This is a genomic window from Pullulanibacillus pueri (genome assembly GCF_014639255.1).
GTDB lineage: Bacteria > Bacillota > Bacilli > Bacillales > Sporolactobacillaceae > Pullulanibacillus > Pullulanibacillus pueri.
Window position 1 is genome coordinate 173,911 of sequence record NZ_BMFV01000003.1, and the last position, 17,195, is coordinate 191,105.

Consider the following 17,195-nt stretch of genomic DNA (forward strand, 5'->3'; position numbering starts at 1 on the left):
GTAGGTGTGTCGATAAAAGAAGTAGATATGAAAGTTCTTGTTTGATGGTGGTGATGTCTTGTTATTAGAATCCTTTAATCCAATCGTTTGTTTGCATATCTCTTCCACTATGCTTGATTTTTTGATAGATGGGCTGCTTATCATTATTGTTCTGATTACTTTTTTTTCAATAAGAACCTTAAGAGGCAAGCAATTTTATAAATTGTTAGTGAACAATTCATTATCAGGGTTTTGTATCGTCCAAAAAAATCGTTTTGTATTTATGAATCGCCATTTTGCTAATATGCTGGGGTATAAAGTTGATGAAATCGTGGGGCAGCCAGTGTCAAAGTTCGTCGTGGACAGTGATATAGAAAAATTAGAGGAGAATATCCACAATCAATTGAATCATAAGAGAAAGGCCTATTCGGTGTCGCATTACAAAGGGATCCATAAAGAAGGGCACACTGTTTATATTGATTTTGTCGGTACTTCAATGATTTATAAAGGGAGCCCTGCCATCATAGGAACGGCAATAGACGTTACAGAACGGCGACAGATTGAGAAACTCAAGGAAAAGCTCGTGTACTTCGATGCTTTTTCAAACTTACCTAACTTTCATTTTTTAGAAAAGAAAGTGAGCGAGCGGATGGAGGCATCCAATGCGCCCTTTGCATTTTTAGTGATTAGAATCAATAATTTAAGATCGATTGAAAGCACGTATGGCTATAAAATCTGTCAGGAACTTCTAAAGTCATTAATACATCGCGTGAAAGGATCACTAGGCCCCTCAGATGTCATCGTCCGTCATATGGATAATAAACTGTTAATTTTATTACCTCAAGCTGATCTGGCTATGGGAGAAGCTATTGCTCAGATGCTCATTTCTGAATTTAACAAACCCATCAAGGTTGAAAACTCGATATTACAATTATCCTCCAATATTGGTATTTGTCTCTATCCTGAGACGCGGACATTAAGCGAGCTGATAGAAAATGGTCTCATGGCCTTACGTAAATCAAGAGAAAAGGGAATCAATCACTATCTTGTCTTTTCTGATGAGATTCGAGGGCTCATTGAGCAAGAGAATGTCATTGAAAGGGATCTGAGTAAGGCGATAGCGAATAATGAGCTCAGAGTGTATTATCAACCGAAAGTTGATTTGCTTTCAGGGGAGATTTCTGGCTTTGAGGCATTGATGCGTTGGCAGCATCCGATTTTTGGCTTTATTCCTCCTGATGTGTTTATTCCTATCGCTGAACGCTCTGGGCTTATCATGGCGATCAGTGAGTGGCTGCTTAGAGAAGTGTGTCTTGTTTTAAACCAGTGGCGACAAGACGCTAAGAATCACTCGATACGCATTTCCATTAATTTGTCACCTCTTCAAATGCTACAACCCGAGCTTGTCCAGAGTATAAAAAATGTCATTACGGAAACCGGGTGTGATCCCTTCCTTTTAGAATTTGAAATTACTGAAAGTTTTGCTTTAGAGAAAAGCCTTGCAGTTGAAAAACTCAGTGAATTTAAGCGTATGGGCATTCATATAAGTTTGGATGATTTTGGGACCGGGTATAGCTCATTAAGTCAGATTAATGATTTACCTTTGGACAAAATAAAGATTGATCAGTCATTTATTAGAAATCGTTTTGCCGATCTTGAGGGTCGGATGATCATTTCCACGATATTAGCGATGGCCAAAGGGCTCCAGCTTATAGTGGTTGCTGAAGGTGTTGAAACCATTGAACAACTGATTTTTTTACAAGAAAACGGCTGTGATGAAGCTCAAGGCTACCTTTTTAGTCGCCCTCGACCGTTAGAAGAGATTTTAAAGGGTAAAGCGGCCATTGAGAAAATCGTCCATAACTACGGTCGGGCGAGACTTTCAAATCTGTCAATTAAACCTAAATTGGATTTATGATCACCACCAATCACTTAATGCATGTTTCGCTGTATTCATGTAATATTAAAGAAAGAAGAGAGGAGGGATTATCTTATGTCAAAAATTGCATTGGCTTGCGATAGCGCAGCCGATATTCCTCAAGAACTTATTGACAAATATCATATTCATCTTGTATCTCTCAGCGTGATCTTTGGTGAAGAGGCTTATAAAGAGGGCGTGGAGATTGGAATACAGGACTTTTATAAAAAAGTCCGCGAAACTGAAAATTTGCCAACGACATCGCAACCCGCAATAGGTGATTTTGTGACTTTGTATGAGAAGCTGAGGGACGAGGGCTATGATGATGTGATGATGATTACCATGTCATCGGGCATTAGTGGCACCAATCAAACTGCACATACCGCTGCCGGCATGGTTGAGGGCATTAATATCCATATTTTTGATTCTGAAATTGCTTCATTTCCCGAGGGACTATATGTAATTGAAGCCGGTCAAATGATCAGTGAAGGGAAAAGTGTGGATGAGATACTAGAGCGATTAAAAGCCATGAGTAGCCGGGGATTAAGAGCTTATTTCATGGTTGACGATCTTAACCATCTTCACCGAGGCGGAAGATTATCGGGTGCGCAAGCTTTTATTGGCAGTTTACTAAAGATGAAACCGATCCTGATTTTTTCCGATAACTCGATTATTCCTATTGAAAAAATCCGAACAAAGAAAAAGGCCATTCAGCGGATAAAAGATATTTTTGTTGAAGATTATAATCCCGAGAAGCCTTTGCGTGTGACTGCCATAAGTGCTAACCGTGATGAAGAGGCTAAAGAACTAGCAGAATGGGTCAAACAAAGTTTTGAAAATGTCGAGGTAGACACAGGGTTTATCGGCCCGACCATCGGCACCCATGTTGGTGAAGGGACTCTCGCCTTGGTATGGTACGAAAAATGAGAACTCTGTCAAAGTGGTGGGGAAACAGGCTAAAGCCTTTTCCCCAAACGCTTCAATCGCTTATTAAAAAGACCGCTCGTATCTCTCCGTTACATCATGCCACCCATGCTACACCATCCCACAACAAGGTGAATAACACGGCTAAAAGACCGCATTTAAAACCTAATCCAAATTTTTCTTATGATCAAGAGCTTCAAGCGGAACTTTTTGGAAGACGCCTACTAAGAGAGGAACTCAAAGCTTTTTCTGATGACCTCATACACCAGCATCTCCGCAACGGTTTTCTAAAGGTTGAACCGGGAATTCGAACGGAAAAAGGACGCCCTGTCTGTCAGCGCTGTGGTAATCATGCCCCCGAGCAGTTAGCCTCATATCAATGCGGCCGCTGTGGTCAAACCTGTGTTTATTGTAGAAATTGCTTAACCTTAGGTGTTGTCAAAGCCTGCTCCCAGTTATTCACTTGGAGTGGTCCACCAGTAGCACACCCAGCCCTACCGAAGCTCGACTTACATTGGAAGGGAAAACTGACGTCATTGCAGCAACAAGCAGCCGACCAACTGACCCAGGCGGTACAGGTTAAGGAAGATTTTGTCATTTGGGCAGTAACAGGCGCTGGCAAGACCGAGGTTCTTTATCCTGCTTTAAAAGACGCCATTGAAACTGGGCAACGCATAGCTCTCGTTAGCCCAAGAACGGATGTGGTGATTGAGCTCTCTAAACGAATCAAAACCGTCTTTTCAGATATCCGTGTTAATGTCCTCTACGGAGAGAGCACCGAAGCTTATACGCCTGCCCCATTGACTTTAGCGACAACCCACCAACTCCTTCGTTTCTATCATAGCTTTGATGCCATTTTTATTGATGAGGTTGATGCCTTTCCATTTCACAATAGCAAAATGCTTCATTATGCCCTCGAGCATGCCTTAAAGCCAGGAGCACCAAGATTATTTCTCACAGCGACGCCTTCAAGTAAAATGAAAGCCGATTTTGAACGAGGGCGGTTAAAAGGCGTACGTATCCCTGAGCGTTTTCATGGGCATCCCCTGCCTCTCCCGACCTTTGAGTGGATGGGAAATTGGCGCCGACAGCTGGAAAAAAATAAACTCCCTGTCAAGATAAAAAGATGGACATTGACCCAATTAAACACTCAACGCCAAGCCTTTTTATTTGTTCCCTCAATCACAACATTAGAGACAGTCTTGCCGATGCTGAAAGCTTTAGATAAGAGGATTGTAGGCGTACATGCTGAAGATCCGCTTCGTCATCAAAAGGTGGAAGCCTTTCGTTCAGGTGAAATTCAGATCCTTGTCACAACGACGATACTGGAACGCGGAGTCACCATTTCTTCTTTAGATGTTGCTGTTTTTGGGGCTGATGCAGAACTCTTCGATGAAAGAGCCTTGGTACAAATATCTGGACGTGTCGGCCGTGATCATCGCGATCCCACTGGTGGGCTTTACTACTTCCATTATGGTGTCACCTGGCACATGATCAAGGCTTTTAAACATATTAACCAGATGAATACCCTCGCTAAAGAATGGCGCATGAAGTGAGTCCGAGGAGGGATACTCTTTATATACCTTTTGAGGAGAGGGGAACTCACTGTTGTCTTCACGGAGGTTGAAACAAAATACCTACTAGATTATGGGATATTTTCTTTTTTATTCAAATTAATTGTGAGGAAATTATGAATCTATAGTTCAAAAGCCCTTTTATACAAATATTACCTTGTTATTTTTTTCGATGGCGAGTAATGTGAAAATTGACGTTTTAAAACGAAAATCTTTTTGAAGAAGAGGAGAATGCCTCTCATGTTTATCCATTCGAAAAGATGGGCCCATGAGCTGATGCCAATGTCACTGACAGTTGTTGATCATAGTCAGCGGGATTTATTCAACATTGAAAGGCTCCTTAAAAAGGGAAAAGCCAAAATAAAAGCAACAGCGTCGAAGATGGATCAAGACTTTCTTCGCCAAGCACAAAAAGCAGACGGTCTGTTAATGGGAATAAGCTCAGGGGATTCCATGGAGTCAGTGAGGAAGCGGTTAAAATTAGCGACCAATTACTTCAAAGATAAAGTCATTGTCATTTCTGAAAAGGATGATCCAGAATTTGTTCTGGAGGTTTTATCCTATGGGATTACGGGATTTTTACCCAAGAAAGAGATGAAGGAAAAGCTTATCTCGGCCTGTAATTGTGTACTGAAATTTGGGTCTTATCTCGATAGTAAATATAATTATTACTTGCTAAGACGTATTCAAAGCATTGAAACGTCCACTAAAATCATTAATGGCATTCGTGTCGATTTGGAAAAATTGCAATCGATTTTTTCCGACAGAGAGTGTGCGATTTTTCTTGGCATGCTTGAGGGGAAATCCTCGCAAAATATATTAAAAAACCTCTATGTTGCGGAAGCGACCTTCAAACGCTATATCAGTAACATGCTGAAAAAAGCCAACGTTAAAAGTCGGGTTGAACTGATTGCCTTTGGATTTAAGAATGGGATATGCTCGCTGCATAATGAAGCAAGTGCCGAATAGCCCTTAGAAACAGAAGCTGTCGTCCTCTAGTCCTATTGACACATGAAAAATATCCTGAATCACGTTAACAACGTGGCTGGCACTGCCGATATATAAATTAGATAAGTAAAGAGCCCCCTGTTTAATGTGAAAAAAGCAGGATTCTTCTATTTGATCTGGAATTGGGGTGTGCCCCACACAAAGGAGATTCAGGACCTATGACAACAGAAACCCTATATATCACAGACCTGCTGAACGCAAGCATTAAATCGATTAAAAATGTGATCTCGATTGAAAATTCTATCTCTAAGCCCAAACGATTGGACCATACCTTCCATATTAATTATGGTGTATTGATTGGCTTTGTAGGTGAAATTCGCGGAAAACTCATGATTACGGGGGAAATGCCTGTGTTTTCTACTATTGCGGAACAGCTTTTTGGCATGCCTTTAGAAGGGGAGATGTTGAAGTCCTTTACTGGAGAACTTGGGAATATGATTGCTGGTGGGATCTCGACGGATATTGGTAACCAAGGCGTTGCTATTGATATCACAGCACCTACAATTATTGAAGGAGATTCTAACCTCTCAGGATTTACAAAAGGCATTCAAATTGATGTGGTTTTTAATAGTGGCCAAGAGTTTAGTTTGAGTTTACTGATCGATCAATAACCCATAGTATTGGGGAGGATTGCATGACGCATTGTCTTTGGTGTGGCGTTTCCTTTACGCCACCAATACGCTGGTCGACCCTTTTTGAATTGCGAGCAACAGAAGGCTATTGTAAGAAATGCCAAAGGAAATTAGCCCCTCTTTTACATTCGGCTGCCCTTTGTCGTCTTTGCGGACGTTCACTTGACGCTCTTGAGCCTCGATATGTTGCGGGGGACATGTGTAGTGATTGTCAGCAGTGGGAAGCTGGAGAATGGCGTGGGGTCTTAGAAAAAAACCGTTCGCTTTATTCCTATAATTCGTTTTTAAAAGAACTAATGACCCAGTTTAAGTTTCGAGGTGACGCTGCTTTGATCAAAGGTTTTAAGGATGACCTGCAGCGCCTTTATCACCGTTTCTTCAAAAATTACTTACCTGTTCCGATACCGATTAGCCCCTCACGTATGCAAGAACGTGCCTTCAATCAAGCCTTGTTAATGGCTGAACTATTACCTGTAGAACCTGTACCAGTCCTCCAAAGAACATTCCAAAATCAAAAACAAAGTAAGAAAACAAAATCTGAACGCCTTCAAACGATACAGAACCCCTTTACACTTGCCGAAAAGCAAGCCTCAGATGTGATGAACCGGCCGATCGTCCTCGTCGATGATATTTATACGACAGGATCGACTGTTCGCCAGGCAGCTCTAGCCCTCCAGGAGCTCCACCCTTCAAGAATTGCCTCCATGACCTTAGCGCGTTAATTGCAATAAAAAATTTCCATCTGAATAAGCCTTGAATCCTACCCATATTTAGCCGATACTCTATTATAGAGAGGTTAAAAGTGTAGGAAAGACGTTAAGCTTTCTGTATATGGAAGGGAACGAAAGGCCATGGCAGAACTAGCCAATTGTGAAAACTGTGGAAAACTCTTTGTGAAATCGACGTCTTCTATTTGTCCCTCCTGTCGAAAGGAAGAAGAAATGAAGTTTGAAACAGTGTGGCGTTTTATCAGTAAAAAAGCAAATCGAGAATCAACGGTTCAAGAGGTGCATGAAGCAACAGGAGTAGAGGAAAAACTTATTTTTCGTTGGATTCAAGAAGGGCGTTTATTGGTCAAGAACTTTGCCAACCTTGCTTATCCTTGTTCTTCCTGTGGCACAATGATTCAACAAGGGAAACTTTGTCCCGATTGTGTGAAAAAAATCCAATCCGATTTAGAAAGCTACGAAAAACAAGAGGACTTTCGCCATAAGGACACGCATTATCAGACCTATAAATTAGACCGCTGAGTTAATAAGATAAGGAAGGCAAGAGTGCAAGACATTTGTCTTCGCACTGAAAACAAGTTGCTTAGAACAGAAGGTGCTTGGGCTCCGGCGGGAACATCACGAAGTCACTGAAAAAGTCAAATTCAAGAATAGAATTGCAGAAATATGCGAGACTCCTGCGGGAACAGCGAGCCAGGCGAGACCCCGCAAAGCACATCATATCAGGCCCCGAGGAGGCTCGCGGATCGCCCGCGGAAAGCGAGTATATTTCTGCATTTAAATATCAAATTCATGTTTTTCAGTGGCCCCAACATCACGAGTCCGAAGATCCATAAGAATAGACAAGGAACTTCAGTAAAAACGGTCTTACGTCCTAGTAGGGAATGCGCAAAAAGGCCTATTTAAATTCATGAAAGTATAGCCGATATATAATAATAGAAGCAGTCAAGCACGTAAGTCAGTGAGGTGAACTCTTTTGAAAATAAATCATACCAACAGATTGCAACAATTGAATAATTATCGAGCACAAATAGATCGCAACCAAAAGATAGCCGAACAGAATAATGCCAAGGCTAAGGACCGAGTCGATATTTCGCCAGAAGCAAAGAAAATGCAAGGAAATCCGATTACGGCGGCGCGCAACGAAAAGGTTGAAGCCTTGAAAAAACAGGTAGAATCAGGCGACTACAAAGTGAATCCCCAAGCTGTCGCTGAAAAATTCTTAGCGTATTGGCAAGGTGTAGGAAGCGTGAAGCACGATGATAAATAAAATGATCGATGTCCTTCAAGAGATGGTCAAGATTCATCAAGCATTTAATCGTTTAGCCCTTGTGAAAACTGAAGCCTTGAAAACAGGAGATATCAAAACATTAGGTCAAACGATTCATCAAGAAGAGCCGCTTACCCAGCGTCTTTCTCAGCTTGAGACTGAGCGCCAGAAGCTTATTACAGAAAACTATGGAGACGGACAAGAAGCGGTGCAATTAAGTGAAGTCATCGCGACAGTACCAGATGAGCTTAAACCAGTCCTTCAAGGTTTACAAGAAGAACTGGCTCGTGAGGTTTTATCACTTAAACAGCGAAATGAATTGAATCAACAGCTTATTAAGCAATCCCTAGATTGGGTTCAGTTGAACATCAACTTATTAGATCCAGGTGCAAGATCTACCACCTATTCACGACCAAATGCAACAGCGCCCCAACCGAATCGGGTGCGTTCTAGTTTCGACTCTAAAGCCTAATTTTAAAACAATTTCAACCAGAGCTTTTAAGAAACTTTAAGTGAAATACAAGCCATTTTTAAAGGAGTAAGGAAGATGACCTCTACTTTTTCAAGTCTAGAAACCGTGCGGCGCGCGCTAGCAACATCACAATCGGCGATTCAGACCACAGGGCACAATGTCGCTAATGCTGACACTGACGGCTATTCACGGCAGCGTGTGAACCTGCAAGCGACCACGCCCTATCCATCCGTAGGCATGAATAGCCCGATGATCCCCGGCCAGATCGGAACGGGTGTCGAAGCCGGCTCAGTTGATCGCATTCGCGACGAGTTTGTGGATAAACAAGTGCGGCAACAAGCAACCACAACAGGATATTGGCAGGCAAAAAGTGATGCCCTATCACAAATGGAGAATATCATGAACGAGCCGACCGATGAAGGTTTGTCTGCCTCTATTGATGAATTTTGGCAGTCTCTTCAGGATTTAGCCGATAATCCTACAAATTCAGGGGCTCGCTCAGTTGTAAGACAAGACGCGCAGACATTGAACGATACCTTTCATTATCTCTCGAGTTCTCTACAAGGTGTTCAGGATAATTTGAAAGATCAAATCGGTGTGAATGTAAAGCAAATCAATTCGCTTGCATCACAAATCAATGAATTAAATAAACAAATCTCAAAGGTAGAACCCAGCGGTTATGTCGCTAACGATTTGTACGATCAACGCGACAAATTAGTAGATCAGCTGTCCCAATTGGCTAATATTCAAGTTTCAAAGACTTCTTCAGGTGGGAATGCAAGTGCTTCGGCCGATGGGATTTATACAGTGAGAATTGTGGGTGAAGATAATCAAACGTATACGCTTGTCGACGGTAAAAATTTTAAAACCAATGCCTTCGACGTGGCTATTGATGATACCAACAACACTGCTACTGTGACTGTAGGTGGACAAGAAGTCAAAGGTGTGAGCGGGAAAATACAAGGTTTGATTGAAAGTGTCACCGAAGACTACCCAAATATGATGGGTGCTCTTGATCAAATGGCTTATAACCTTGCTAATGCCTTTAATGAGCAGCATGCTAAGGGGTATACCTTGTCATCTGATGATAACCCTTCACAACAGGGGGGAGACTTCTTCTCATTGATTGGTCCAGATGGTCAGCCATTAACAAGTGCAGCGGGCGCGGCTTCAGCAATAGATCTAAGTCAAGCGATCAAGGATTCTGTCAATAATATCGCAGCAGCGGGATCTGCTAACGGAGATGGAACCGGTGGGTCACTGGGTGACGGTGATAATACAAATGCGAACGACCTATCAGATGTCTTATCGAAAAACCAATTAGGGTTCTCAACGCCAACTACGTTGCAGGATTATTTGCAGAGCACGATTGGTCAGATGGGGGTTAATGCAAGTAAAGCCAACCTGATGACTCAAAATAGCCAGACTCTACAAGATAACGCCGCGCAGCAAAGACAATCGATTAGTGGTGTATCGCTCGATGAGGAAATGACGAATCTCATTCAATATCAACACTCTTATAATGCGGCAGCAAAAATGATTTCAGTCATAGATCAAATGCTTGATACCATTGTCAATAGCTTAGGCAGGTAATCATTAAGATTTAAAGAGGTGAAATTCAGATGCGAATCACTCAAAGCATGCTCTCCCAGGATTTCTTGAGACAGCTCAACAATAGTACAAATAATCTTGCGACACTCCAGCAACAACTCACCACCGGGAAAAAAATTACAAAGCCATCACAAGATCCTGTTATAGCGACTCTAGGGATTGGCTATCGTTCGGATGTCAATCATGTTGATCAATACTCACGAAACATGGATACTGTACACCAGTGGATGGATTCTTCCGATTCAGCTTTAGATGAAACCAACGATGTGCTCCAGCGTTTAAATGAATTGACAACAGAAGCAAGTAACGACACTTATACAGCCGATCAACGGGCCAATATTGAAAAAGAGGTTGGCCAATTAAAGAATCAGCTCGTGACTATAGCGAATACGCAAGTGGCCGGTAAATATATTTTTAACGGAACCAATACTTCAACAAAACCCGTCAATGATGATGGCACGCTAAACTATGATCCAGACAAAATGAGCGACGTTAATATCACTGTAAATAACGGGATTCAAATCAAAGCGAATGTGAATCCTAATGATGTCTTCTCACAAAAGCTGTTCGATGATATCGATCAGTTACAAGATGCTTTGAAGGACAGTAATTCTAAAGGTGCAGACATCAGCAAATACATCTCGGTGATACAAGGACATATGGATAATGTGACATCAGCACAAGCGGATTTAGGTGCCCGGGAAAACCGTGTGGACTTAATCGATAATCGTCTTTCCAATCAGAAGGAAATTACCGAGAATATCATGTCGAAGAACGAAGATGCTGATTTCGAAACAACATTAATCGATTTTCAAACGCAGCAAACGATACACAATGCCGCGCTTGCTGTAGGCTCCAAAATCATGCAACCGACATTAGTCGACTTTTTAAGCTAGCGATCTGAATTGAAGATCGCTTTTTTTTAGGGAATGCATAATAACCCGAGTGTCTTCAGATTGGACGGTGTTGATCTTCTCTCCAGGCTGCTCGCTTTCCTCATGCCCACACGATATGGGGTAGGGTCGGGGTTCGACGCACAGGAAGTGCTAGCTTCGGCGGTATCACACGGACGTGACGGTCTTAGCCGAAGTTCCTTAATGACGTGACGCATTTAGCCGATCGTCCTTAGCGACCACAGCTAACTTGGGAATAGGAATAAGGTTTCCCAAGTGGATCTTCTCTTCGGACTCGTGCTGATTCCGCAGGATTCTAGTCTAGGCATCCGTGAGTCAGCGGCGCTGAGGAACACGCTTTATTTAAGTGTTCCGAATGTCGCGCCTTCCGTTCCAATCAACTGAGTTGCTGATGGTGCATTTTGGTATTAAAAACTTTTTCAGGCCTAAAGAAAACTCGCCGATTGGCAAGCTTTGAAATGGCGCAGAAAGAGGCTTAGGTGGGCTTATGCTGGATTCAATTGTTTTCTAACCAGTATAAATATAGACCAGGTGCTCTTTGCCCATTTTTTCTAACTTTAGGAGGTGATAGCTTGCATGAACATACCGTCACTCAGTATTCATTCCACAATGGGTAAAATTCAAATACAATCGACGGGACCGCAGCTGGAGGTTCATCAAGGCCAAACGCAACAGACGATTGAGCAACCTAAAGCAGAAATGACGATTGAGCGCACCCCGTCAAAGCTGACCATAGACCAAACTCAGGCGTGGAATAATCTCAATTTAAAGTCGGCTTTCGTAAGAATTAGTGAGGCTGTTGATGAAGGGCATCAAGCGGTGATGGAAGGGATTGCCCGTCGTGCAGAAGAAGGTGACGATCTGTTACATATTGAGCGAGGTGGCAATCCTATTAAAGCCCACGCTGTGCAGAACGCCCAGCAAAAAGGAAGCTATAGCACGGGGAGCACACCACCCTTTCAGGCGGTGAAGGAAAGCTATTCGCCATCAGAGGTCGAGATCAACTGGCAAACGAAAAAACCAGAGATCGCTGCAACCAGTGAGCCGCCAAGCTTTCAATTCCAACGTGGGCAAGTGAATATATCAATGGCACAATACCCATCTGTCGACATATCGATTTAACGAGGAGTGATCCGATGATTACTATTAACACGAAATACTTCGGCATAGCAGATATCGAAAAGGACGAGATCATTCACTTTCAGACAGGTCTTCCCGGATTCCCAGATGAAAGGGAATTCGTGTTCATGCCTCTTGAACGCAACTCACCTTATGAAATCATGCAGTCGACGAAAACACCAGCCGTTGCTTTTGTAACCGTCTCACCCTTTTTGATTTTTAAAGACTACGAAATTGATATTAACGATCAGACCACAAAGCAACTCCAATTAAAGGCAGCTAAGGATGCCAGTGTCTATACCATACTTACACTAAAAGAACCTTTTGCTGAATCAACAGCCAATTTGGTTGCACCAGTCATTGTCCATCATCATAAGCAGCTCGGTAAACAAGTTGTATTAGAGAAGACCGATTATCATACGAAGCACCCGATTCTCCAAGAGGACCCTGAAAAGGAGGGGCGCCATGCTGATACTCACAAGAAGGTCAAATGAAGCCATTACAATCGGAGATGACATTGAAATCGAGGTCCTTGGTATTGATGGCGATCAAGTCAAACTTGGGATCAAGGCGCCTAAACAGGTGGAGATTCACCGGAAGGAGATCTACCTGACCATCCAAGAGGCGAACAATGAAGCTGCGCATGGCACATTCTCAGAGAATGCCCTCACCCAACTGAAGAATTTAAAAAGATAAACGCTCCGTTCAAGGGAAAATATTCCTTGAACTTTTTTATTTCAAATCTATTAAACAATCCTAAAAGCGGACCGATATATAGTATGTAAGGTTAAATGCTAAGTGGCCACTTACATAAACCAAAAAACAACCACATGGATGTGGGCAGACAATTTCAAGGAGGAAAACTCAATGATTATCAATCACAATTTAGCTGCTCTTAACACATTGAACCAAATGAATAAGAACGCTAACGCAACTCAAAGTTCATTACAAAAACTTTCTTCAGGTCTTCGCATTAACAGCGCAGCTGACGATGCTGCTGGTCTTGCAATCTCTGAAAAAATGAAAGGCCAAATCAGCGGTTTAGAGCAAGCACAACGCAATGCTCAAGACGGTATCTCAATGATCCAAACTGCTGAAGGTTCATTGAACGAAACACAAGATATCCTACAACGTATGCGTGAGCTTGCGACTCAAGCGGCCAACGATACAAACACGACTGACGATCGTCAACAAATCCAGGAAGAAATGGACCAATTGACTTCTGAAGTAAACCGTATCGGCAACACTACTGAATTCAACACACAGAAATTGTTGAATGGTGGTAGTGATCAAAGTACTGGTGGTTCTGCGACATCATTCCAACAAGTTACTGGTACAGATGCAACTTCTTTTGATTTTTCTGGTGGGAATTCTTCTAAAATTACAATCGGGGATAAGTCAGTAACACTAGATAAAAATTATAGTAACGCTGCTGGTGTAGTAGATGCGTTGAATGAAGGTTTTGACGGTACAGGTGTCACTTTCAGTACAGACGCTGATGATAAACTAGTAATTAGTGGAGCAGAAGAGTTTACAGTTAAAGTAGATGAGGCCTCTCCAACGGATGCTTCTTTGAATATTGCTACGGATACTGCTTCATCTGAGCAAAAGGTAGAGTATACTGTAACTGGTGAAGATGCAACTTCTTTTGATTTTTCTGGTGGGAATTCTTCTAAAATTACAATCGGGGATAAGTCAGTAACACTAGATAAAAATTATAGTAACGCTGCTGGTGTAGTAGATGCGTTGAATGAAGGTTTTGACGGTACAGGTGTCACTTTCAGTACAGACGCTGATGATAAACTAGTAATTAGTGGAGCAGAAGAGTTTACAGTTAAAGTAGATGAGGCCTCCCCAACGGATGCTTCTGTAAATATTACTACGGATACTGAAGCTACATCCAATGTCCCAGATGGTGTTGATTTAGAAGCAGGTACATCTGGTAGTGGTTTTACTGCCCATTTCCAAATCGGTGCAAATACTGGTCAAAGTTTCTCTTTGAAAATTGATGACATGCGTGCTAATGCTCTTGGTATTAGTTCTACAGACGCTGAATCAGACGGAGATGTAAAATGGCATAAAACTTCTGATGGAGAAAAAACTGTCACTAACGGTACTGATGATAACGCTGTTGAGTATTCTCTAGATGTTTCTACCCATGAAAATGCTTCAGCTGCTATTGGTCAAATCGACAAAGCTATCAATGCTGTTTCTACACAGCGTGCGAAATTAGGTGCATCTCAAAACCGTTTAGATCATACGATCAACAACTTGAGCACTTCATCTCAGAACCTCACATCTGCACAATCTCGTATTACAGACGTTGACATGGCTTCTGAAATGGCTAATTTTACTAAAAATAATATTCTTAACCAAGCAGCACAAGCAATGTTGGCTCAATCAAATCAATTACCAGAAGGCGTTTTACAACTTCTTCGGTAAGGATTAATAGGGCGTCTAGTAGGGTAACGTACTAGAGTATAACTGGGTGAATTGCTGGGAACTCCTTAGAGCCTTTCCTACGACAGCAAAGCCGGAAACGGCAAGTGTGATCGTTGAAAAAGGAAGGATTGGACAATCAGCAGCCAAGCTCCTGTGACGAAAGTCTGGAGAAGGTTCAACGACTAGGAAACCACCTAAAGCGATAGGCCATGGTGATGAAATCCGTAGGGCGGTAATAACCGTTCGAAGTGCCCAGCCCCATTTATTTAATGGGTGAAGATATAGTCTGTTCCGGTATCGAAAGAATCGGTGGCGAAGCAAGCCAATCAATTACCACAAGGAGTTTTACAACTTCTTCGTTAATTTTAAAACTAGGAGTCAGCTAATGCTGGCTCCTAAACTTTTTGGAGGTAACTATTTATGGAGAAATTTAAGTCAAAAGTAAAAATTGAAAAAGAGTCAGGAAATTATGGAGCCCTTTCGTATGTAATTGAGGGTACAGCAAAAATTACAATAGAAGATATGTAAGGGTTTAATTTTGTTGATGAAAAAACTAAAGAGGAACTAATAGTGGAGATTAAAGAGTTTGAATCCTTGATAAAAAATGCACCTGATAACTTTGAGGATAATGACAGAATAAGCATAAAAGCTTTTGTAGAGGGATTACTTATCTCTTATTATGAGAATGAAAAATTGATCAAATAATTTAAGGTGTTTGGTCAATACTTAATGTGTATCATTCAGAGAGTTTTAAGTGAACTGAAAAGAGGCGGTTTTAAGAAATGGATGAAAAATATAAGCAAATTATAAGCAGGCTATATCCAAAATTATGTATAGTGGGGAGAGACCCTTTTCCAAAAGGAGCGACCGGTATTCCCTTTTGTAAAGAGACGTGGGATGTCCAGTTTAAAAAAAATCACGCTGGTTATTCAATCATAAAATCTTTTGGGCAAAATACTGAAAATTATTCTAGTCCAAAAGAGCATTTTTACAATTTAGCAAAACATGGGATAGTTTTTTTAAATGCTTCTTATTATTTTTTGAATAAGGAGTATATTAGTAAAACAAAACATCTAGATGCAGTTGCAAGCTCTTTCGGAATTAATAAGCCTATTCTACAGAGATCAAAAAAGATTCTATTGTCTGGAAAAGATACATGTACCATGATTGGATGGATGAATCCAGATGTATATTTTGATGAAAAGTATACTAAGGTCCCTCATCCTAGTCCACAGTCAAGAAATCGTATAAAATTGAAAAGTGAATGGGATAAATATTGGGACAAAGATGCTTTGAAAAATTGGATATAAAACGTCAGTTATCAGAGATTTCCAATTCTAAGTATCTCCACGTACCAATCACCTCAGTACGTTAAAATCATGGCACTAGGCGTGATCTGAACAATATTTTTTAAAGAATGTTCCGCAAGACTACTACATTTTGTTTTGGAGCACAGGCATTACACTGGGTAAGTCATAAAATTGTCCAATTAGTTACGATAAATGTATGTCACAAAAAATATTGATCCACAAGAGAATTATGTTTGTTCCTTAAGCAAGGAGGTTGTTTTACCTATGTTGCGTAACATTGGAGACAGATTTGATTTTAACTAGGGTACTCTTGTTATCTATCCAAATACTTTGATTTAGGCTACGGTACTTATTCTCCTCTCTAGAATTTATTGTGCCCTTTTGAATTGAAATGGGTTGACTGCATAAAAGAAATGGTGTATTCTAAAATAAACAGGAACACACATTCCTATTCATGTTGTTTGAACAAAGTTCTTTCTTCCTACTACCAAGTTATCTCCAATTTCAGCTTTTGAAGTCTACCTCAGATTCTCTTCCAATACATATTTTAATTATTTTTAATTTTTTGCGAAAGTCATTCAAACTCTATAGACCATATCTACTTAATCACGCGTAAAGGTGTTGGATGTCTATGTGTGAAAAAAATGATGTATAATAAAGGAAAGGATAGTGAAACGGTTGGATAAGCTCTTCAAACAATTATCACTTGAGGGATTAATGGATCTGAAAATTGATTACGCTTTTAAGCAATTGTTTGGTAACAAGAAAAATAAGGATATTACAATGGTATTTCTTAATGCCTTTATAAAGCATTGGAGGAGATTGCAATGGAAGATGAGACACTTCGAGGAGCATTTAAAGATTGGGAAAAGTTAAGCGCGAGTAAAGAAAAGCAGCTGGCTTACGAAGCGCGGGTAAAAGAGGTTATGGACGCTTATTCAGCAAAACGTGAAGCAAAGCTTTATGCGGAAGAACAACTTGAAAAAGGCATAAAAATAGGTGAAGAAAAAGGGAAAAGAGAAATCACTCTTTCCATTGCAAAAAAGTTGATTCAAAAAGGAAATGATACTGAAACCATTTTAGAGCTTACGGATCTTACCGGATGAGGAGATCTTGAGACTAAAAGATGAATTAAAGTAGCGTGAGAGGGAATGATGTTTGAAGTAATAACTCAAACTTCGCAGAGTGAAATCGACAAATAAGCCTTGATATAATTGGGAAGGCCAGTGATCCATTGCTGAAGTTGACTTTTTATAAATTTTTGTACTCTTTTGTTTGTCCTTTTTAGGGTATC

Annotated in this window: 19 protein-coding genes; all 19 read left to right on the forward strand. The window is 41.1% G+C overall.

What is annotated here, in order from left to right; translation table 11 throughout:
• The first annotated feature begins 58 nt into the window (after nucleotides 1–58).
• Nucleotides 59–1,897, forward strand: coding sequence for a sensor domain-containing protein (locus IEV91_RS03675; RefSeq protein WP_188496047.1), 1,839 nt, complete (start codon nucleotides 59–61; stop codon nucleotides 1,895–1,897).
• A gap of 75 nt (nucleotides 1,898–1,972) precedes the next feature.
• Nucleotides 1,973–2,824: a DegV family protein gene (gene fakB, locus IEV91_RS03680; RefSeq protein ID WP_188496048.1), complete on the forward strand. Its 852-nt coding sequence runs from the start codon at nucleotides 1,973–1,975 to the stop codon at nucleotides 2,822–2,824.
• Nucleotides 2,809–4,377: an ATP-dependent helicase ComFA gene (locus tag IEV91_RS03685; RefSeq protein WP_188496049.1), complete on the forward strand. Its 1,569-nt coding sequence runs from the start codon at nucleotides 2,809–2,811 to the stop codon at nucleotides 4,375–4,377. The genes fakB and IEV91_RS03685 overlap by 16 nt, the downstream gene beginning before the upstream one ends.
• A gap of 258 nt (nucleotides 4,378–4,635) precedes the next feature.
• Nucleotides 4,636–5,364: a response regulator transcription factor gene (locus IEV91_RS03690; protein ID WP_188496050.1), complete on the forward strand. Its 729-nt coding sequence runs from the start codon at nucleotides 4,636–4,638 to the stop codon at nucleotides 5,362–5,364.
• Between the two features lie 197 nt (nucleotides 5,365–5,561).
• Nucleotides 5,562–6,014: a chemotaxis protein CheX gene (locus IEV91_RS03695; protein WP_188496051.1), complete on the forward strand. Its 453-nt coding sequence runs from the start codon at nucleotides 5,562–5,564 to the stop codon at nucleotides 6,012–6,014.
• Between the two features lie 23 nt (nucleotides 6,015–6,037).
• Nucleotides 6,038–6,757 carry a ComF family protein gene (locus IEV91_RS03700; protein ID WP_188496052.1) on the forward strand — a complete coding sequence of 240 codons (720 nt, stop codon included), beginning with the start codon at nucleotides 6,038–6,040 and terminating at the stop codon, nucleotides 6,755–6,757.
• Between the two features lie 129 nt (nucleotides 6,758–6,886).
• Nucleotides 6,887–7,285, forward strand: a complete 399-nt coding sequence (locus IEV91_RS03705; protein WP_188496053.1) for a TIGR03826 family flagellar region protein — start codon at nucleotides 6,887–6,889, stop codon at nucleotides 7,283–7,285.
• 454 nt (nucleotides 7,286–7,739) lie between these two features.
• Entirely contained in the window at nucleotides 7,740–8,033 is a 294-nt protein-coding gene (flgM, locus tag IEV91_RS03710) for a flagellar biosynthesis anti-sigma factor FlgM (protein ID WP_188496054.1), read from the forward strand.
• On the forward strand, nucleotides 8,023–8,505 hold the full coding sequence (locus IEV91_RS03715; protein ID WP_188496055.1) for a flagellar protein FlgN: 483 nt from the start codon (nucleotides 8,023–8,025) through the stop codon (nucleotides 8,503–8,505). Before flgM ends, IEV91_RS03715 begins: the two co-directional genes overlap by 11 nt.
• 75 nt (nucleotides 8,506–8,580) lie before the next feature.
• Nucleotides 8,581–10,098, forward strand: a complete 1,518-nt coding sequence (gene flgK / locus IEV91_RS03720) for a flagellar hook-associated protein FlgK (protein WP_188496056.1) — start codon at nucleotides 8,581–8,583, stop codon at nucleotides 10,096–10,098.
• Nucleotides 10,099–10,127: 29 nt separating this feature from the next.
• The gene (gene flgL, locus IEV91_RS03725; protein WP_188496057.1) at nucleotides 10,128–11,012 is read left to right on the forward strand and encodes a flagellar hook-associated protein FlgL; all 885 of its coding nucleotides are present in this window, start codon (nucleotides 10,128–10,130) and stop codon (nucleotides 11,010–11,012) included.
• A 594-nt stretch (nucleotides 11,013–11,606) separates the two neighbouring features.
• Nucleotides 11,607–12,152: a DUF6470 family protein gene (locus tag IEV91_RS03730; RefSeq protein ID WP_188496058.1), complete on the forward strand. Its 546-nt coding sequence runs from the start codon at nucleotides 11,607–11,609 to the stop codon at nucleotides 12,150–12,152.
• 14 nt (nucleotides 12,153–12,166) lie between these two features.
• Nucleotides 12,167–12,643, forward strand: coding sequence for a flagellar assembly protein FliW (fliW, locus tag IEV91_RS03735; protein WP_188496059.1), 477 nt, complete (start codon nucleotides 12,167–12,169; stop codon nucleotides 12,641–12,643).
• A complete protein-coding gene (gene csrA / locus IEV91_RS03740; RefSeq protein ID WP_188496060.1) occupies nucleotides 12,615–12,845 on the forward strand; it encodes a carbon storage regulator CsrA in 231 nt (76 codons plus the stop codon). The genes fliW and csrA overlap by 29 nt, the downstream gene beginning before the upstream one ends.
• A gap of 171 nt (nucleotides 12,846–13,016) precedes the next feature.
• Complete coding sequence (locus IEV91_RS21960) at nucleotides 13,017–14,591, forward strand: flagellin N-terminal helical domain-containing protein (protein ID WP_188496061.1); 1,575 nt, start codon at nucleotides 13,017–13,019, stop codon at nucleotides 14,589–14,591.
• Nucleotides 14,592–15,161: 570 nt separating this feature from the next.
• The gene (locus IEV91_RS21830; RefSeq protein ID WP_268236346.1) at nucleotides 15,162–15,296 is read left to right on the forward strand and encodes a hypothetical protein; all 135 of its coding nucleotides are present in this window, start codon (nucleotides 15,162–15,164) and stop codon (nucleotides 15,294–15,296) included.
• A gap of 77 nt (nucleotides 15,297–15,373) precedes the next feature.
• The gene (locus IEV91_RS03750; RefSeq protein WP_188496062.1) at nucleotides 15,374–15,901 is read left to right on the forward strand and encodes a uracil-DNA glycosylase family protein; all 528 of its coding nucleotides are present in this window, start codon (nucleotides 15,374–15,376) and stop codon (nucleotides 15,899–15,901) included.
• A gap of 717 nt (nucleotides 15,902–16,618) precedes the next feature.
• Nucleotides 16,619–16,777 (forward strand): PD-(D/E)XK nuclease family transposase, encoded by a 159-nt coding sequence (locus IEV91_RS22050; RefSeq protein WP_373284390.1) that lies wholly within the window; start codon nucleotides 16,619–16,621, stop codon nucleotides 16,775–16,777.
• Nucleotides 16,729–17,007 (forward strand): hypothetical protein, encoded by a 279-nt coding sequence (locus IEV91_RS03760; RefSeq protein ID WP_188496064.1) that lies wholly within the window; start codon nucleotides 16,729–16,731, stop codon nucleotides 17,005–17,007. The genes IEV91_RS22050 and IEV91_RS03760 overlap by 49 nt, the downstream gene beginning before the upstream one ends.
• Nucleotides 17,008–17,195 lie beyond the last annotated feature (188 nt).